The sequence below is a fragment of the Marivivens marinus genome, assembly GCF_035969385.1.
Lineage (GTDB): Bacteria > Pseudomonadota > Alphaproteobacteria > Rhodobacterales > Rhodobacteraceae > SELP01.
The window spans coordinates 191,924-211,894 of sequence record NZ_JAYKKJ010000006.1 but is presented as its reverse complement, the minus strand read 5'-3'; the positions used below and the strand labels follow the sequence as shown (position 1 = coordinate 211,894).

The following is a 19,971-nucleotide window of genomic DNA, read 5'->3' as shown; positions in this document are numbered from 1 at the left end:
GAAAGCATCGTTCCGATGGACCAGAGGCCCACGATGCACTAACAATCAAACCGGACCACCCGATGGGGGCACGCCAGCCCAATCAACCTTCTGGTAACTGTGCGCGTTGCCGATACTGATCCGCCGGTCCTGACCTTGCCTGCCGACATAAGTATGACAACCGATCCGGGGATGGCGACCGCGCAGGTTGATTACCTGGCCACTGCGCTGGATGGGGTGGACGGGTCGGTCGCGGTGCAGTTCGTGACATCGCCCACCGCAGGGCTATCGACTGGCTCTGCCTTTCCGGTGGGTACAACGACGGTGTCCGCAAGCGCGACAGATGCCACCGGCAACAGGGCAGAGGGATCGTTCACCGTCACAGTGATGGACGCCGAGGCGCCGGTGATCGCGGGCCTTCCAACCGCCCCGCTGATACTTGAAGCTTCGGGACCGACCGGGGCAGCGGCCAACTGGCCGGTCCCGACGATCAGCGACAACGTCGGAATAACGGAGACGACGAACACCCACGCGCCGGGTGCGGTTTTTGCCATCGGGACAACCCGCGTGACCTATTCGGCAACCGACGCCGCCGGAAACCGGTCCGAAGTCGGGTTCGATGTCACGGTGCGCGACACGCGTGCCCCGGTACTTGCAGGTGTCCCCGGACCGCTAACGTTGGGAATGGATGAATCGGCGACAGGGTATGATCTTGACTTGTCGACGCTTGGGATAACCGCGACCGACCTTGCCGATGGGCCTGTGCCGGTCCTGTTCCGCATGGGCGGCGTTCTGGTCAGCGGAACGGTGACCCTGCCCGAAGGGGTCACGGTCATCGGGATCGAGGCGGTAGACGCGCAGGGCAACGCCGCGACCCCGGCCAGCGTGACCATCACGGTTGTCCGGCGGGATCAGACCGCGCCGGTTCTGAACCTGCCCGATGATATCACCATCGACGCCGATCCTGGGCAGGCGACGGCAATAGTAACCTTTGAGGCCAGCGCACTGGATGCCCGCGACGGAACACGCCCCCTGACAATCGCCAGTAGCCCCATGGCGGGGCTTCTGTCCGGGTCGGCCTTCCCGGTTGGAACAACGGCAATGCTGGTTAGTGCCGTGGACAACAGCGGGAATACCGCCTTCGGCACATTCACCGTTACCGTCACCGATACAGAGGCCCCGGTTCTGTCCGGGGTGCCCGCCGACATCGTCGCGGCGCCGACCGCGCCCGACGGGGGCACGGCCACATGGACCCCGCCGACCGCAACCGACAATGTCGGGGCCACGTTGACCGCCACCCACCAGCCGGGCGATTTCTTTGCCGTGGGCGACACGGTCGTGACCTACACCGCCACGGATGCCGCCGGGAACGAGGCAACCGCCAGCTTTACCGTCACGATCACCGCGCCGATCATTCCCGGCGTCGTGATCAGCGGGTTGCCGGACCGGATCACCACGCTTTCACCCCTGTCGGCGACGATCACATTCTCGACCGCTGTAGCCGGGTTCGATGCCGGGGAAATCGTACTGGAAGGCGCGACACTGACCTCGTTCGCCGGGGCAGGGGCGACCTATCAGGTCGGATTGATGCCGACGGGCGAGGCCAATGTTGCGCTGATCGTGCCGCAGGGTGCCGGCCTTGACGGGATCGGCGTTGGAAATGCCCGGGCAGAGGCGCGGGTGACGCTGGATACCTCTGCCGATGCCGAACGGGTGATCGGCGGGATGATGGACCGCCGCGCGCGGGCGCTCTTGTCGCACCAGCCGGACCTTCTGGACCTGTTGCGGGGGACGCGACAAGGAACGCGGGCCGACGCGACCGTGACCCATCAGAAGCTAAGCTTCGGATTGGAAAACGGGTCTACCGACATCTATGGCGGGGGGCAGTGGATCAGCGCCTCGGGCAGCGTGACAGAAGACGGTGCTACAGGGGCGACAAACAGCTATCTGTTCATCGCGATGGGGCGGCATTGGTCCTTTGGGAAGGAAACCATTGCGGGCGTTACCCTGCAATTCGATCATGTTGAGGATCACGACGGGTCTGCGGTGATCCGCGGTGGCGGCTGGCTGGCCGGCCCCTATTTCGCAACGCGGCTTGGGGAACATCCGCTCTATCTGGATGGGCGATTGCTCTATGGTCGAACCCGGAACGACATCAGCCCGCTCGGCACCTTCACCGACAGCGTCAGCACCGAACGATGGCTGGCGACGATGCGCCTGTCTGGGACGGTCGACCTGCCCCATAGCCTGACTCTACGCCCCAAGTTGGATCTGGAATGGACGCGCGACACATCAGAGGCCTATGTCGATAGCCTTGGGGTGCCGGTTTCATCGCAGACGGTCGAACACCGCAGCCTGTCGGTGGGGCTTGATTGGCGCAAAGAGATTGGCCTTGCCGCGGGGGATCTGACCCTTGACGGGGGGATAGCCTTTGATCTGGCGGGGACACAGGCGGCAACCGGGCGGGTCGATCTGGGGGTTCTTTACCTGCCCCGACCGGGCGAGACGATCAGCCTGAACCTGTTCGCGGATGGGTTAGGCGGGAACACGCGGACCACCGGGATTGAACTGAGCTACGGGTTGGAGTTCTAGCAGTCGGACCCGCAAATGAATTGCGCCGCGGTGGGTGCCGCGGCGCGTTTCGGTTCTCAGTTGCCGGGGCTATTCCAGCCCTAGCTTTGCCTTCACAAGGCTGTCGACTGCCTTTGGGTTGGCCTTGCCGCCGGTCGCCTTCATCACCTGGCCCACGAACCAGCCGGCCAGCTTGGGGTTCTGTTGTGCCTTTTCTACCTGTCCGGGGTTCGCGGCGATCACCTCGTCCACGGCCGCCTCGATCGCGCCGGTGTCGGTGACCTGCTTCATGCCGCGTTCTTCAACGATGGCTTCGGGGTCCCCGCCTTCGGTATAGATGATCTCGAACAGGTCCTTGGCGATTTTGCCGGAAATGGCATCCGAGGAAATCAACCCGACGATCTTGCCAAGTTGCTCGGGCGAAACCGGGCTTTCCTCAATCGTGTGGTCCTCTTTCTTCAACCGGCCAAACAGCTCGTTGATCACCCAGTTCGCGGCCAGCTTGCCGTCACGCCCCTCGGCCACCTTTTCGAAATAGGCGGCGTTGGCGACCTCGGCGGTCAGCACCGATGCGTCATAGTCCGACAGGCCGAAATCATTGATGAAACGGGCCTTCTTGGCGTCGGGCAGTTCCGGCAGTCGGGCCGCGATGTCGTCCACCCAGGCCTGTTCGATCTCAAGCGGCAGCAGGTCGGGATCAGGGAAATAGCGGTAGTCATGCGCCTCTTCCTTGGACCGCATCGACCGGGTTTCGTTCTTGTCCGGATCGTACAGGCGGGTTTCCTGATCCACCTTGCCGCCATCTTCAAGGATGGCGATCTGGCGCCGCGCCTCGTAATCAATCGCGGCCTGGATGAACCGCATGGAGTTCATGTTCTTGATCTCGCAGCGGGTGCCAAGGTGGCCGAAATCCTGCGTCGCCTGATAGCGTTCATAATCGCCCGGACGGCAGACCGAGACGTTCACATCAGCACGCAGGTTGCCATTCTGCATGTTGCCGTCACAGGTCCCCAGATAGCGCAGGATCTGGCGCAGCTTGCCGACATAGGCGGCGGCCTCTTCCGGGCCGCGAATATCGGGGCGGCTGACGATTTCCATCAGCGCCACGCCGGTCCGGTTCAGGTCGACGAAGGACATCGCCGGGTCCATGTCATGGATCGACTTGCCCGCGTCCTGTTCAAGGTGAATGCGTTCGATCCGGACCAGCCGCGCGGTACCATTGCCCATTTCAACAAGCACTTCCCCTTCGCCTACGATGGGGTGATACAACTGCGAAATCTGGTAGCCCTGCGGCAGGTCCGGGTAGAAATAGTTCTTCCGGTCAAAGGCCGAAAACAGGTTGATCTCGGCCTTCAGGCCAAGCCCGGTGCGCACCGCCATTTCAACGCAGCCTTCGTTGATGACGGGCAGCATGCCGGGCATCCCTGCGTCCACGAAGGCGACGTTGGAATTGGGTTCCGCGCCAAATTGGGTCGAGGCACCGGAAAACAGCTTGGCCTTGGAGGCGACCTGCGCGTGCACTTCCATCCCGATCACCAGTTCCCAATCGCCGGTTGCACCGGCAATCACCTTGGGTTTCGGGGCGTCATAGGTCAGGTCGAGCATGGCGGCGTCCTTGGCGTTTGGTTTCGCCGTTGTCTAGGCCGAAGCGCGGTTTCCTGCAAGGGGCGGGGGCGATGTGAAAAAGGGCTTGTCAGAAGGCGGGGAGGGGGCGCAACCTGCCGGTCATGTTTGCTGTTCGGCTGATCCTTGGGGGGATGGTTGGGCTTTGGGTATCCAGTGCGGCGCTTTTCGCCGATCCCGACCTGTTGCAACCGACGCCCCTGCCGCAATCCGACGCGGTGCAGCTACCCTTGTCCGGGGTGCGGCCACAGGCGCGTCCGGCGTGGATGGTGCGCGGGCCGGTTGTTGTCAATGCGGGCACCTCAACGATCCGGCCCCGCGCCCGTCCGCGATACCTGCCCGCGGCCCGTTGGGACCATCAGGAAGGTGCCGAGCTTTGGACCCGCGCCGCCATGTCCGCCCTTGCCGCCCATGGCGCGCCCATGGTCAACACCGTGCCACGTGATATTGGCGACTGGTGCCCCGCCTACCGCCAGAACGGTCCGCAATTGCGCCGCGCCTTCTGGGTCGGGATGATGTCGGCGCTGGCCAAACATGAAAGCACCTGGAATCCCCGTGCCGTCGGCGGTGGCGGGCGTTGGTATGGGCTTTTGCAGATCTACCCCGACACGGCCCGGCGATACGGCTGCCGCGCACGGACAGGCGAGGCACTGACGAACCCGGCCGACAACCTGTCTTGCGCCGCGCGGATCATGGCGGTGACGGTGCCGCGCGATCAGGCGGTCGCAGTCCGGGACGGGCGGTGGCGCGGGGTCGCTGCCGATTGGGGGCCGATGACAAACCAGTCCAAGATTTCGGAAATGCAGGCTTGGACCCGGTCGCAGGATTATTGCCAACAACAGGGTGCTGTCCTGACCAGCCTGCGGCCCGTGGCGCGGCCCGGTTGATGGACGTCAGGTGATCCGGAAGGCGCGGCGGATGTCGTCCAGCGCCGAGCGCTGATTGTCGTTCAGCCCGCCATCGCCCACGGATTTGGAAATGATCGTGAGAAGCTGTTCAAAGCTGTTCGACCCGTCGATCTTGAAAAGGCGGCGGGCAAGGCGTGGAATGGCCGTTTTGGCCCCGTTGCATTGCTCGACCAGCCAGCGGGCCAGTACCGCCAGTTCGGTGGCGTCCTCGTCGCTGATCCGCATCTGGCTGCGCAATTGCAGGTGAAACCGTTGGCGCATGTCCTGCGTGGGCAGGCTGTCGAGCTCCAGAAAAGCAGCGGCAATCGCCGCCACGGCCACCCGCGCATCATCCACGCCCTCGACGGGGTGCTGATTGGCGCGGCGGCGAAACCCGAAACGCCGCGCGGCAAGTGGAACTTCCTTTGCAAGATCTATCAATTCGCTTGCCATATCGGCCGTGTTGCGGGCCCGGACGACAAAGAAATAAGCGGCGGCAATCGCGCCAATCGCGGCAATGATAAACGGCATGTAACTCGTCCCTCAAATGATCTTGCGAGACGATACGCAACCTATGGGACGGCTGGCAAGTCAGAGATCGCCCAAGATGCGCTCTGCCATTTCCCGCGTGTCCCGGCTGAGCCTGTCCTTGGCCATGATCCGGCCAAGCGCCGACGCGATCTTGGCCTTGCGGTCCGCGTCATAGCGCTTGGCGGATTGGAAGGCGGCGGTCATCCGCGCGGTGGTCTGCGGGTTGATGTCGTCCAGCCGGATCAGCCAGTCCGCCATCAGGTCGTAGCCACTGCCCGAGGCATGGTGAAACCCCGCCGCATTGCCCGACAGCGCCCCGAACACCGCCCGGAACCGGTTGGGGTTCTTCATGTCGAAATCGGGCCGCGTGGTCAGGGCCTCAACGGTTTCTGCCACGCTGTCGGGGGCGGCATGGGCCACTTGCATTCCGAACCAGCGGTCCATCACCAGCTTGTCGGCGGTCCATTTGGCCTCGAACGCGGCCAATTCGTCCTGTCCGGCCCCGATGGACAACAGCGCGCCAAGCGCGGCCTGTGACAAGGTCATGTTGTCGGCGGATGCAAACTGCGCCCGGGCGCGGGCACCGCCGTCCGTCAGGGTCAGCAGCGACAGGGCTGCGTTGGTCAGCGCCCGTTTGCCCGCCGGTTCCGCCTCGGGCGAATAGGCTCCGGGCACCTGATGGCGGTCGTAAAGCGCCGCGAGCGTTCCGCCGCAGTGGGTGGCGATGGCGTGGCGCAACGCCTCGCGCCGGTCGTGGATCAGTGCGGGGTCGGGGGTCGTCCCGGCGTCGAACAGGCTTTGGGCCAGTTCATCCTCGGACGGGAGGACCAGCAGAAGGGCGCGGAACGCCGGGTCAAGCGTTTCATCCGCAAGCGCCCGGTCCAGCGCATCCAGAAGGCCCGCATCCGGCGCGGCATTGTCACCGATCATCCGGGTCAGCGCGTCCAGGGCGAGGTTGCGCCCGGCCTCCCATTTGTTGAAGGGGTCGGTGTCATGGGCCAGAAGGAACGCCCGTTCGCTGTTCGTGGTGTCGCGTTGCAGGATCACCGGCGCGGAAAACCCGCGCAGGATCGACGGGATCGGCCGCGCGGCCAGACCTTCGAAGTGGAAGCTTTGTTCAACCTCGGTCATTTCCAACAGGGTGGTCGGCACCACCTCGTCCCCGTTCGGGTTCAGAAGGCCCACGGCGATCGGGATCACCCGTGGGTCCTTGACCGGCTGGCCGGGGGTTGGCGGTGTTTCCTGTTTGACATGAAGGGTATAGGTGCCGTCCTTGAAGTCGTCTGTAACGGTCAGGCGCGGAGTGCCCGCCTGTTCATACCAGCGCTTGAACTGGGTCAGGTCGCGGCCGGTTGCGTCTTCGAACACCTGCAACCAATCCTCGATCGTGGCTGCGTCCCCGTCATGCCGGTCAAAGTAGAGCGCCAGCGCCTTGTCATAGTCCGCATCCCCGACCAGCAGCTTCAGCATCCGGATCACCTCGGCCCCTTTTTCATAGACTGTGGCGGTGTAAAAGTTGTTGATCTCGACAAAATGGTCGGGCCGGACCGGGTGGGCCAGCGGGCCGTTGTCTTCCTTGAACTGATGCGCCCGCAGGAGCAGCACATCGTCGATCCGCTTGACTGGCTCCGACCGCATGTCCGATGTGAACTGCTGATCGCGGAAAACCGTCAGCCCCTCCTTCAGGCACAGCTGGAACCAGTCGCGGCAGGTGATCCGGTTGCCGGTCCAGTTGTGGAAATATTCGTGGGCAATGATCCCTTCGATCCGTTCGAAACTGGCATCGGTCGAGGTGTCGGGCGAGGCCAGAACGCAGGAAGAATTGAAGATATTCAGCCCCTTGTTCTCCATCGCGCCCATGTTGAAATCGGACACGGCGACGATGTTGAACACGTCCAGATCGTATTCCCGGCCATAGACCTCTTCATCCCAGCGCATGGATTTCTTCAGCGCCTCCATGCCAAAGGCGGTCTTGTGCGCTTCGTCCGCGCGCGTCCAGATGGCAAGCTCTACCTCGCGGCCGGACATTGTGGTGAAACTATCTTTCAGCGCGACAAGGTCGCCCGCGACCAGTGCGAACAGATAGGCGGGCTTCGGCCAGGGATCGTCCCATTCGGCCCAGCCCGGCCCCTGCGCCACCGGGTTGCCGTTCGACAGAAGGACCGGCAGATCGCTTTCAATCCGCACGGCAAAGGGGGCCATGACATCGGGGCGGTCCGGGTAATAGGTGATCTTGCGGAACCCTTCGGCCTCGCATTGGGTGCAGAACATGCCGTTCGACAGGTAAAGCCCTTCAAGCGCGGTATTGGCGGCGGGGTCGATTTCGACCTCGGCCTCCCATGTGAAGGGTCCGGCGGGCACGTCGCAGGTCAGGCCTTCGTCGGTCATGGTAGGGGCGACCGGCGCGCCGTCGATCCGGGCGCCGATCAGGGCCATATCGGTTCCATGCAGGAAAAACGCGCCGGGCGTCGCTGCCGGATTGGGGCGGAACTCGATCCGCGACAGGACCCGCGTCGCGGTTGGCGACAGCCGGAAGGTCAGATGAACGCGGTCCACGATCCAGCCGAAGGGCGTGTAATCTTTCAGATAGATGGTCTGCGGGCTGGCGTCTTTCATCTGGGGCTCCTGTTCTTGTCGGGCCGACCCTAGGACCGGGCCGGACGACCCGCAAGCCGCGCCGACTGACAAAAAATCGCGAAAGCACTTTCCCGCTTTTTCGGGGGATGGTTTGGGTCGCGCGCGTTGTCGGGCGGGGGGCGATGCGCTACATCGGGTGAAACCGCATACAGCGGTATGCATTTGCCGGAGGAACCATGACCGATCGTATCGAAAAGCACGGGCTGCAAGTGGCTGCCCAATTGGCGCAATTCATCGACGATGCGGCCCTTCCCGGAACCGGGGTCGATCCGGATGCCTTCTGGCAAGGGTTTTCGGCGCTGGTCCATGATTTCGGCCCCCGCAACCGTGCGCTTCTGGACAAGCGTGAGGCGCTGCAAAGCCAGATCGACGATTGGCACATCGCGCATCGGGGCAAGCCGCATGACCACGAAGCCTACAAGGCCTTCCTGACCGAGATCGGCTATCTGCTGCCCGAAGGCGCGGATTTCGAAATCGACACCGCGAACGTGGACCCGGAAATCGCCAAGGTGCCCGGTCCGCAGCTGGTCGTGCCGATCACCAATGCACGCTATGCGCTGAACGCTGCGAACGCCCGCTGGGGCAGCCTGTATGACTGTCTTTACGGGACCGACGCCATGGGCAGCCCTGCGCCTGCCGGCGGTTATGACCGGGGCCGGGGGGCGCGGGTCGTGGCGCGAGCGCGCGTTTTCCTTGACGAAACTTTCCCCATCGAAGGCACCAGCCACGCCGATGTGCGCCGCTATCACATTGAAAAGGGACAGCTTCTGGTCGATGACCGGCCGCTGATGGACCCTTCGAAATTCGTGGGCTACCGGGGCAATCCCAAGGCCCCCGACGCAATCCTGTTGCGCAACAACGGGCTGCATGTCGAACTGGTCTTCGACCGTGCCCATCCGATTGGCAGCCGGGATCAGGCGCTTCTGGCCGATGTGCGGCTGGAAAGCGCGATGTCGGCAATCATGGACTGCGAGGATTCCGTTGCCTGCGTCGATGCCGAGGACAAGGTGCAGGCCTATTCCAACTGGCTGGGTCTGATGCAGGGCAACCTGACCGAAGAGGTGACCAAGGGCGGCAAGACCTTTACCCGCCGTCTGAACCCTGACCTGACCTATACCGCCCCCGTTGGCGGGGAACTGGTTCTGAAAGGTCGTGCCCTGCTGTGGGTCCGCAATGTGGGCCATTTGATGACCAACCCGGCCATCCTTGACCGTGACGGGAACGAAACCTTTGAGGGGCTGATGGATGCGGCCATTACCACGCTGATCGCCATGCATGACCTGCAACGCGACAGTGGCAATTCGGTTCACGGATCGGTCTATGTGGTCAAGCCCAAGATGCACGGCCCGGAAGAGGTGGGCTTTGCCAGCGCCATCTTCGACCACGTCGAAGACATGCTGGGCTTGCCGCGTCACACCGTGAAACTGGGCATCATGGACGAGGAACGCCGCACCTCTGTCAATCTCAAGGAATGTATCCGCGCCGCGAAATCGCGGGTGGCCTTCATCAACACCGGCTTTCTTGACCGCACCGGCGACGAGATCCACACCTCGATGGAGGCGGGGCCATTCAGTCGCAAGGATTTCATCAAGCGCAAGGCCTGGATCGGCGGCTATGAGAACCGCAACGTCGATATCGGGCTGGAATGCGGGCTGTCGGGCCGCGCCCAGATCGGCAAGGGCATGTGGGCCATGCCCGACCTGATGGCGGCGATGCTGGAACAGAAGATCGAACATCCCAAGGCCGGGGCGAATTGTGCCTGGGTGCCGTCCCCCACCGCCGCCACGCTGCACGCGCTGCACTATCACAAGGTCGATGTATTCGCTGTGCAGGCCAAGCTGCGCAAGGGCGGTCGCCGTGCCCATGTCGACACCATCCTCGATATCCCTCTGGCGACCTATCAGAAATGGACCCGCGACCAGATCCTGAACGAGGTCGAAAACAACGCCCAGGGCATCCTGGGTTATGTGGTGCGCTGGATCGACGCGGGGATCGGCTGTTCCAAGGTGCCGGACATCCATGATGTCGGCCTGATGGAAGACCGCGCCACCTGCCGCATCTCGTCCCAGCACCTTGCCAACTGGCTGCACCACGGCATCGTGTCCGAGGCCGAAGTGATGACCGCCATGCAGAAGATGGCGACTGTGGTGGACCGGCAGAATGCAGGCGACCCGACCTATCGGCCCATGGCGCCCGAATTCGACGGAATCGCCTTTCAGGCCGCCTGTGATCTGGTGTTTCAGGGGCGGGTGCAACCTTCGGGCTATACCGAACCGGTCCTGCACCGGCGGCGGTTGGAACTGAAGGCGCAGCGCAACCACTAATCCTGCAGCGGCGCACGGTTTCGTGCGCCGCTGCACAAGGGCGTGTGACATTGCCCGCATATGTGCCTCTTCCCCGAGGCGCTATGCAGGCCTATTCTCCTGCCAAGAATGGGAGACTACGGTATGACGCGCCCCGTGATCGGGATTATTGGTAATTCCTACCTTCTGGACGGCAGCTACCCCACTCATGCGGGCGGCACGATGAACTCTTGCGCGGTGGCGTCTGTGTCGAACGCTCTGCCGATGATCATCCCAGCAGACCCGACGATGGTGCGGGTCGAGGAACTTCTGGAAATCTGCGACGGTTTCCTGCTGACGGGCGGGCGCCCCAATGTGCACCCCGAGGAATATGGCGAAGCCGAAACCCCGGCCCACGGCGATTTCGACCGCTGCCGCGATGCGATCACCCTGCCGCTGATCCGGGCCTGTGTCGACAGGGGCCAGCCGTTCATGGGGATCTGCCGTGGCTTTCAAGAGGTCAACGTGGCCATGGGCGGGACGCTATACCCGGAAATCCGCGACCTGCCGGGGCGCGACAACCACCGAATGCCGCCCGACGGTACCCTGGAAGAGAAATTCGCCCTGCGCCATGTCGTAACGCTGACCGAAGGCGGACCGTTCCACCGGCTGTTCGGCGCGCGCGAGGTGATGACCAACACACTGCACGGGCAGGGGATCAAGACGCCGGGGTCCCGCGTAGTGATCGACGGCCACGCGCCCGATGGCACGCCAGAGGCGATCTATATCGACGGCGCACCGGGGTTCACCATGTCGGTCCAGTGGCATCCGGAATGGAACGCGGGCAGTGACCCGGTATCGCGGCCGCTGTTTCAGGCCTTCGGCGCCGCCGCGCGTGATTGGCGTGACGGAAAAGTGACCCCACGCCTGCGCATGGGGGCTTGACCTTCCAGTGGGGGAACCCTGCAAACCGGCGCCGGAATGCAGGAGGAATGTATGAAGAAGAATGTGATCTTCATTGGTGCGGCCGGGCTGGCCGCTATCGCGGCAGTATTGGGTGTGATGGGGCAGGGACGGGTCGCTGAGGCACAAACCGACCCCGCTGCCGCTGCGCCATTGGTGGAAGTGACTGTGCCGGAGATGCTGGGCGGCAACGCCGAGTTTGGCAAGCTGGCCTTTGATACCTACTGCGTTGACTGTCACGGGCAGAACGCCGCCGGGCGGGATGGCTATGGCCCGCCCCTGATTCACAGGATTTATGAACCGTCGCACCATGGCGACATGGCGTTCCTGCTGGCCGCCCGCAATGGCGTTCGGGCGCATCACTGGCGGTTCGGGGACATGCCCCCGGTCGACGGGATTACCGAAGGTGAGGTTGCCGCGATCGTCGCCTATATCCGCCGTCTGCAACAGGTCAACGGGATCAACTGACCCCCCGCGCAGGCGCGCCGCACGGGGGGCATAGTTGGTCAGATCCGGATCAGCTGCGCCTCGTACTGCTTTAGCACGCGGCGGGCCGTGTCCCCATAGCAGCGCGGCATCGACCGCAGCTCGGGGAAGACCGCGAACAGTTCCTCGCGGGCTTCGTCGGTGATCCCGGTCATGCCGATATCGCCCGGATGGAAACTCTCGGTCGCAGCGCCTTCGGCATAGACGATCTCATGTTCGTCAAACAGCATGTGGTAATAGGTGACGGTGCCGCCTTCTTCCACGGTCACGTCCTTGCCGTTGACCAGATGCTTGGCCGAAACCAGAACCTCGGTCTCGCCGAACAGCAGTTCCGCCTCGTAGCCCTGGAACAGCATCCGGTGCTGCGGGGAAACGACAAGATCGTTTTCCAGCCCGCGGATCACCCCGCGGCGCAGCCGGATCGGCGCGAAACGGTCCATCGCCGGAACGGTCCGCGATTGGATCCAGCGGATCGGGCGCAGGCCGTGGTCGCGGGTGACGACCAGATCGCCAACCTTCAGGTCCTCGATCGCGCGGGCGCCATGCGGCGTGGCAATCCGGGTTCCGGTGGTGAAGCAGATGATGTTCTCGATCTCGCTGAAGTTCAGGATCGTGCCATCGTCCAGCGTCACCGAGCCGGAGTAGGAGGTATTGCCGCTGGCGTTGGTCGAGGTGCCGGTGATGTTCAGCGTCGACAGATCGGCCAGATCGCCCAGTTGCAGCGTGTCGCCGCCGCCCAGGGTTTCCGACGTATTGCCGCCGGTAACGGTGATCGTGCCATTGGTCGGTTCGCCCAGATCCTCGAGGATGAAGGTATCGTCGCCCTCGTTGCCCTGAACCACATCGCCTTCGGCAAAGGTGATCGTGTCGTTGCCGGTACCACCGCCGATGGTGTCGATGCCGGCCCCGCCCGAGATCAGGTCATCGCCCGCACCGCCCGACAGAATATCGTTGCCGAGGCCACCGATGATGGTGTCGTTGCCGGCGCCGGTATCGACAACCATGCCAGAGGAATCCAGGCTCAGGTCGACCTTGTCATCGCCGCCTTCGGTTTCGATCACTTCGATTTCCGAGAAGGTCGCGGTCGAGGCCCCATCGGTGATCGTGCCAGCCTCGTCGCCGGTCATGGTGACGGTGACGTCGATCCCCTGGGTGGACCAGATGGTATCGCTGTCGGTCCCGCCTTCGCCACCAACGATGACATCGCTGCCAAACCCGGCTTCCATGACAAAACGGTCGGCATCATCGCCACCGAACAGCTGGTCGTCCCCCGTGCCGCCATTGATGATGTCATTGCCGGCATCGCCGGAAATCACGTCGGCATGGCCGCCGCCAAAGATCAGATCGTCGTCCGCGCCACCAAAGATGGTGTCTTCGCCATCGAAGGTGGAAATGGTGTCGTTGCCGGTGCCGCCAAAAACGGTTTCATTGCCGCCATCGAGGCCGCCATAGACATCGTCGTTCCCGTCGCCCGCGTAGATGGTCGCGTCGCCAAGGCCGGACGAAATAACGTCGTCCCCGCCATAGGCATAGATGAGGTCCGCGTTGGGCCCATGCCCCGGCAGGATTGCATCATTATTGTCGACCATGTCCCCGTCAGGATCGCCAGCATAGCCGCCGTTGATCACATCGGCGCCCGCGGTGCCTTCGATCGTGCCGTCGGAAAGGGGGATGCCGATGGCGTTGAGCCACATCGGATCATCGGCGACCAGCGGGTCGGCCCCCTTGATCACGATGGATTCACCGTTCGGGAAGCTCAGGACGGCATTGCCACCACCATCGTCCGAAACAGTCACATCCCAGACGTTGACCGGATCGCCACCCGCATCGGTCAGCCCCGTCACATCAAGCGTGTCGATGCCGGTGAAGGTGCCATCGCCATTAGCGGTCGGCACATCGAAGTTGTCGACGCTGTCGCTGCCGAACCCGTCGGTCAGGATGATGACATCCGCGTCGCCGTCCGGCGCGCCTTCGCCAAGATCCAGAAGGTCGTTGCCAGCGCCGCCGTTCAGGATGTCCGCGCCGGTGCCGCCGATCAGGATATCGTGCCCGTCGCCGCCCAGCATGGAATCGTCGCCCAAGCCGGCATGGACCGTCACGCCGACCGTCGTGGCCGAGGCATCGACAACATCGTTGCCAGAGCCGAGCGAGAAAATCTCGATTTCCGAGAAGGTCGCGGTCGAGGTGCCGTCCGACAGCGTCCCGGCTTCATTCGCGGTGAAATCGAGCGTGGTGTCCGCTGTCATCGCTTCGGCGTCGATCCTGTCGCCACCGGTTTCACCGGTTTCGCCACCGGTGATGCTGTCCTGTCCGAACCCGTCGTCGATCACGAAAGTGTCGTCGCCCGCGTCGCCAAACAGGGTATCATCGCCGCCAAGTCCGGTGACCGGGTTGGTGTCCACATCAAGTTCGTAGACTGAACCATTCCCGGACGCGCCGGAATTCTCGATCGCGAGGGTCGTGAACGGTTCATTGAAGGTGACGGTGATTACGTCGCCAGTGGTATTTGCGCGCAGGTCGCCGTCAGCGTCGATATACCAGTCAGTCGTGACACTGCTGATCGAGACAAGCCCGCTGCTGAGCGCGGTGTTGAGGTCGATCTGCACCCCGTCAATGTAGAAGGTCACATTGTCGCCCGTATTGAGCGCAGTGATCTGAAGTTGGGCGCCAGCTACCTCTTGCGAAAAGCTATGGGTGTGGATTTCGTTTGTGTCACTGTTACCGACCCAATAGCCCGTCAATCCGTTGATCGACGTCGGATAGGTCAGTTCACCGTCGTTCGAGGTGGTCGTATGACTGAAGTCGGTATTGCCGTTGGTCCCGGTGAATGTGCCAGACCCAGAGCTGACGCCCGAATATTCCGGCGGCAGCGATGCAGAGGTGGCGCCATCTCCGTTGATGACGTCGTTGCCGGTGCCGCCATAGACCTCGTCATTGCCGGCACCCGCTGTGATGCTGTCGTCGCCACCGTAGCCGAGTATCAGGTCATCGTCGCCGGTATCGCCCGACAGGATCGCATCCCCGCCGTCAACGACATCGCCATGCGGGTCACCAACATAGCTGCCGTCGATCACGTCGGCGCCCGATGTCCCGTCCACGGTTCCGTCAAGCGGCAGGATCAGGTTTTCGATTTCGGAGAAGGCAATCGTGATCCAGTCTCCGGTGGCGTTCATCACCTCGACCGATCCCGACGTGCTGTCGCCATCTGCGTCGGGCGTTTCGCTCAGGTTGCGGATCTGCTGATAGGCCGACAGGTCGAGCGTGTCGACATCCGTTGCTCCGCCAGTGCCACCATCAATGGCGATTGCGCCTGTTACGTTTCCGGCGCCGTCCGTCAGCGTTGGATCGAGGATGATCGTATCGGAATCGTCGCCGCCGTAGACTGTATCGCCAGCGCCCGCTGTTATTGTATCGTTTCCGGCCCCACCGTTCAGGTTATCGCTGCCCGCCCCGCCTGCAATGATGTCATTGCCCGTGCCCATGAAGATTGAATCGTTGCCGTCGCCGCCATCGGCAATATTGTCGCCAGAAGAGGCATAGATGCCGTCATCTCCGGACCCGCCGAATAGCTGGTCGTTGCCAGCGTCCCCGATGAGGGTATCGTTGCCCGCTTCGCCAAGGACAATGTCGTTCCCGGCGTCGCCGTCCAGGTGGTCGTTACCGTCGCCGCCGTAAAGCGTGTCGTCACCGTCCACGCCCCAGATGCTGTCGTCACCGTCGCCACCGTAAAGCGTGTCATTCCCGGCCGTATCCGCGGCAGGGGTGTAGGTGACAGAGGTAATCAGGAAGTCGGACCCGTCGGTGCCGTCGGTCTGGGGCAGGCCCGAAAACACGATCTGGTCAAACGCGCCATAGCCCGACACATCGACCGTGCCAGAGCCGCTGCCTGCGACGTCCTCGGTAAAGGTGCCCGATGCGACAAGGACGCCATCGTTATAGATCGCCCATTGCGCCTGTTCGGCATAGCCCTGTGTCCACAGGACACTGAAATCAAAGCTGAGTTCGGTGATGTCCTGATCGAAGTTGACGTGCAATTCTTCCGACTGGCCAGAGGCAAGGTCATAGCCGGTCTGTTGGGTGACCGCGCTGTCAGAGTCGGAAATGGTGCCGCTGGCGCCAATACCGGTGACGCCCGCGTTGGTATAGGTCGCCACGTTGCCTGCGCTGGGCGCGGTCTGGACACCGCCGACCACGTTGACAGCCGTTACGGTAAAGCCGCTGGTCGTGTCGGTGTAGTTTGTGGCGTCTATCGTCACCGGGTCCGGCGTGGACGCAGAGTAATCGTCGCCGTGTATGATGTCGTCGCCGCCACCGCCGTAGACAAGGTCGTCGCCCATGCCAGCGTTGATGCTGTCGTCACCTTCTACGATCGGAATCGTTTCATAATGAACGTCGGTGACCCACATCGCCTGTCCGGCGGTGCCACCGTTTTCATAGATAATCTCGAAGGTCGCGACCGGGCCCGCGATTTCCACAAGGACCGCACCTTCAGCGCTGGTCTGTGTCTCGGACGTGTTCGCAGCGGTAATCGTATTGCCCGAAACCGTATCCGCGCCATAGGGCGTGATCGTGACAGCAACCGGGTTTCCGTCCGCGTCATAGGCGTTGATCGTGATGATGTCCTGCCAGCCGGACATATCCACGTCATTGAGGATGAAGCTGATGTTCTGGACTTCACCGGTCAGTCCCGATCCAGCCTCGGCGCTGAAATCGAAGGTCGCAGTGACGTTCGGACCGGCGCCGCCGGTCAGGTAGAGGCCAGAGTTCGTGGCATAGGGGCCGGTGCCCACATACTGGGTCGAACTGGAAGTCTGGACCGCCGTGTTGCCACCGTCATTGGTGAACGACACGTTGACGTTCATCCCGCCGGTATCTTGGGTAAACCCGCCCGCGATATTGGTGCCGGTTGCGCCCTGCGCGATCCAACTCAGGTGTTCAGGCGAACCCGTGCCGCCACCACCTGCGGTGAAGTCACCATAGACGACGTCATTGCCTTCGCCCGCACTGATGGTGTCGTTGCCGCTTCCTGCTATGACAGTGTCATTACCGCCGCCTGCATCGATGCTGTCGTTGTCGCCATCGGCGCCATCCACCGTGTCAGCATCCCCAGTGTAATTTGAGTCGATGAAATCGCTGCCACCGGTGCCAGAAACGATTCCGTCGGTCGCCACATAGGACGGGGCCGACACAGCATAAGCGTCGCCGCTGGTCGTGTACCAGTTATCCGGGACAAAGTAGACGTTGCCGTCGGACCCCAAGTAATAGGTGCCGGTGTCATTGATGTTCGAGTAGAAAAGACCATCGCCGTCCCAGGTGCCGGACCAATTCCAGCTCCCGGTTCCAATGATGCTGTCCTGCGTGAAATTGGACTGCGTCGCAGAGATGTAATCCCCGTTGTCGAGGCTGCCATCGCCAAGCGTTACCAAATAACCGATCATATTGTCTCACCACTCTCTGATCGCCCACCGCAGTCTTTCGATGCGGACACACCTCGGGCCTTTGTTACCAAGGGCGAATTAATCGAGGGTTAGGGCCGCATTGCGATATGGGTCGGAAATTTCGTGACTATTTTAGGAAAGCCCGCCTTAATTCATTCCAATTGCGGCGAGGCAGTGACCGGCGCCACATTTCCGCCACGTTTGGCCGCTGGCGGCGGCTCTCGAAGGCTGCGACATGGTGAAACGATCGCTGGGCGGGGCTTGCATTGTATATGCAATATGTTGAATGTGATGACCGGACCCGTCGCTATGGCAAGGATCGAAATCGTGTTGAAATGGATTGATATCCCGCCGGTCTGGCTTGCTGCCTTCGTGGTTCTTGCCTGGCGGATCGGTTTGGCCGATCCTTGGAACCTTGGGTTCGGCGGGGCGTGGTCCGACCTTGCCGCCGGGCTTCTGATCGGCGGTGGGTTGGTGTTGATGCTTCTGGCGGTGACAGAGCTGCGCAAGCAGCGCACGACTGTGATCCCGCACCGCGTGCCCGCGAAGATGGTGCAATCCGGCATTTACAGGCGCAGCCGCAACCCGATCTATCTGGGCGACGTGCTGGTTCTGGCCGGACTGATCCTGCGGTTCGACGCGGCCCTTGCGCTGCCCCTGATCCCGGTTTTTATCTGGGTGCTGGAACGGCGGTTCATCTTGCCCGAGGAGGACCGGCTACGCCGCACGTTCAGGGCCGATTTCGCCCGATATACGATGAAAACCCGCCGCTGGTTTGGCACGACGAAGGATTAGAGCGGGCGTCGGAATTCTATCCAAAATGGTCGGAAACGCCGCGTCCCGGGTTGTGAAATATTGTTGCGCCCGCTATGCGCAACATCAGACCCGGACCAACCGGGCAAGGATATTCGCGGCCCTGCGCCGTAACTGGGTGGAAACCCCTTTCGGCAGGCCCGCCGTCTGGGGACGCAAACGGAGAGAGAGGGGGACGCTTTCGTGAAAATCGGAGCTCCGAAAGAAGTAATCGAGGGTGAAAACAGGGTCGCCATGACGCCTGCGTCCGCCCTTGACCTGCAAAAGCTTGGATATGACTGCCTGATTGAAACCGGGGCTGGCGCGAACGCCGGGTTCTCGGACGCGGATTACAAGGCCGCAGGGGTCGAGGTGGTCAAGACCGCCGCCGCCCTGTGGAAAGCCGCCGACATCGTGGCCAAGGTTCGGGTGCCCACCGACACCGAAATGAAGCGCCTGCGCGAAGGCCAGACCCTGATCACCTTCTTCAATCCCGGCGGCAATGCCGAAGGGATGGAGGCAGCGGCCAAGAAGGGCGCCAACGTCATCGCCATGGAAATGGTCCCCCGCATCAGCCGGGCCCAGAAGATGGATGCGCTGTCGTCCATGGCCAATATCGCGGGCTACCGTGCCGTGATCGAAGCGGGCAACAATTTCGGCCGCTTCTTCACCGGTCAGATCACCGCCGCGGGCAAGGTGCCGCCGGCCAAGGTCCTGATCGTCGGCGCCGGTGTTGCGGGCCTTGCCGCGATCGGCACCTCGACCTCGCTCGGCGCGGTCACATATGCCTTTGACGTGCGGCCCGAAGTGGCCGAACAGGTCGAATCCATGGGCGCGGAATTTGTTTACCTCGACTTCGAGGAAGAACAGCAGGACGGCGCCGCGACCGGTGGCTATGCCTCTGTTTCTTCGCCGGAATTCCGCGAAGCTCAGCTTGCCAAGTTCCGCGAGCTTGCGCCCGAGATGGACATCGTCATCACCACCGCCCTGATCCCCAACCGCGAAGCGCCGGAGCTGTGGACCGAGGACATGGTCAAGGCGATGAAGCCCGGATCGGTCATCGTCGACCTTGCCGCCGAAAAGGGTGGCAACTGCAAGCTGACCGTGCCCGACGAGAAGATCGTCACCGACAACGGCGTGACCATCATCGGCTATACCGACTTCCCCAGCCGGATGGCAGCGCAGGCCTCGACCCTTTACGCCACCAATATCCGTCACATGATGACTGACCTGACCCCCGAAAAGGACGGTCAGATCAATCACAACATGGAAGACGACGTGATCCGTGGCGCAACGGTCACCTTCGCCAGCGAAATCACCTTCCCCCCGCCGCCGCCCAAGGTGCAGGCGATTGCCGCGGTGAAGAAGGAAGCCCCGAAAGAGCTGACCCCGGAAGAAAGGCGCGCGGCAGAGGTCGCGGCCTTCAAAGCCCAGACCAAGAACCAGGTTACGCTTCTGGCGGTGGGTGGTGGGCTGATGCTGCTGGCCGGGCTTTATGCGCCTGCCAGCTTCATGCAGCACTTCATCGTTTTCGTCCTCTCGGTCTTCGTTGGCTTCCAGGTCATCTGGAACGTGTCGCATTCGCTGCACACGCCGCTGATGGCGGTGACCAACGCAATCTCGTCGATCATCATCCTCGGCGCCTTGATGCAGATTGGGTCCGGGTCCTGGCTGGTGATCCTCCTTGCTGCCCTCTCGGTCTTTATGGCCGGGATCAACATCTTCGGCGGCTTCCTCGTCACGCGGCGCATGCTCGCCATGTTCCAGAAATCGTAAGGGGGT

Annotated in this window: 11 protein-coding genes; 7 read left to right on the top strand and 4 right to left on the bottom strand. The window is 62.6% G+C overall.

Annotated features, from left to right (window positions below; genetic code table 11):
- Positions 1–99 precede the first annotated feature (99 nt).
- Positions 100–2,571 (top strand): HYR domain-containing protein, encoded by a 2,472-nt coding sequence (locus U3648_RS11615; RefSeq protein ID WP_420859390.1) that lies wholly within the window; start codon positions 100–102, stop codon positions 2,569–2,571.
- Positions 2,572–2,640: 69 nt separating this feature from the next.
- Here the strand turns inward: U3648_RS11615 and gatB are convergent, their stop codons facing one another.
- Positions 2,641–4,155, bottom strand: a complete 1,515-nt coding sequence (gatB, locus tag U3648_RS11610) for an Asp-tRNA(Asn)/Glu-tRNA(Gln) amidotransferase subunit GatB (RefSeq protein WP_420859389.1) — start codon at positions 4,153–4,155, stop codon at positions 2,641–2,643.
- 122 nt (positions 4,156–4,277) lie between these two features.
- On the opposite strand from gatB, the gene U3648_RS11605 reads away from it, so the two are divergent.
- Positions 4,278–5,060, top strand: coding sequence for a transglycosylase SLT domain-containing protein (locus U3648_RS11605; protein WP_420859388.1), 783 nt, complete (start codon positions 4,278–4,280; stop codon positions 5,058–5,060).
- Between the two features lie 6 nt (positions 5,061–5,066).
- Here U3648_RS11605 and U3648_RS11600 read toward each other — a convergent pair whose 3' ends face one another.
- Entirely contained in the window at positions 5,067–5,591 is a 525-nt protein-coding gene (locus U3648_RS11600) for a hypothetical protein (RefSeq protein ID WP_420859387.1), read from the bottom strand.
- 60 nt (positions 5,592–5,651) lie between these two features.
- Positions 5,652–8,207: an aminopeptidase N gene (gene pepN / locus U3648_RS11595; protein WP_420859386.1), complete on the bottom strand. Its 2,556-nt coding sequence runs from the start codon at positions 8,205–8,207 to the stop codon at positions 5,652–5,654.
- Between the two features lie 197 nt (positions 8,208–8,404).
- Here pepN and U3648_RS11590 point away from each other — a divergent pair, with 197 nt between their 5' ends.
- The 3 genes from U3648_RS11590 to U3648_RS11580 all read left to right on the top strand — a co-directional run bounded on the left by U3648_RS11590 (position 8,405) and on the right by U3648_RS11580 (position 11,941).
- Positions 8,405–10,552: a malate synthase G gene (locus U3648_RS11590; RefSeq protein ID WP_420859385.1), complete on the top strand. Its 2,148-nt coding sequence runs from the start codon at positions 8,405–8,407 to the stop codon at positions 10,550–10,552.
- 123 nt (positions 10,553–10,675) lie between these two features.
- On the top strand, positions 10,676–11,455 hold the full coding sequence (locus U3648_RS11585; protein ID WP_420859384.1) for a gamma-glutamyl-gamma-aminobutyrate hydrolase family protein: 780 nt from the start codon (positions 10,676–10,678) through the stop codon (positions 11,453–11,455).
- Between the two features lie 51 nt (positions 11,456–11,506).
- Complete coding sequence (locus tag U3648_RS11580; protein ID WP_420859383.1) at positions 11,507–11,941, top strand: c-type cytochrome; 435 nt, start codon at positions 11,507–11,509, stop codon at positions 11,939–11,941.
- A 38-nt stretch (positions 11,942–11,979) separates the two neighbouring features.
- Here the strand turns inward: U3648_RS11580 and U3648_RS11575 are convergent, their stop codons facing one another.
- A complete protein-coding gene (locus U3648_RS11575; RefSeq protein ID WP_420859382.1) occupies positions 11,980–17,397 on the bottom strand; it encodes a Hint domain-containing protein in 5,418 nt (1,805 codons plus the stop codon).
- 330 nt (positions 17,398–17,727) lie between these two features.
- On the opposite strand from U3648_RS11575, the gene U3648_RS11570 reads away from it, so the two are divergent.
- A complete protein-coding gene (locus U3648_RS11570; RefSeq protein ID WP_420859399.1) occupies positions 17,728–18,192 on the top strand; it encodes a methyltransferase family protein in 465 nt (154 codons plus the stop codon).
- Between the two features lie 201 nt (positions 18,193–18,393).
- Positions 18,394–19,965 (top strand): Re/Si-specific NAD(P)(+) transhydrogenase subunit alpha, encoded by a 1,572-nt coding sequence (locus tag U3648_RS11565; protein WP_420859381.1) that lies wholly within the window; start codon positions 18,394–18,396, stop codon positions 19,963–19,965.
- Positions 19,966–19,971 lie beyond the last annotated feature (6 nt).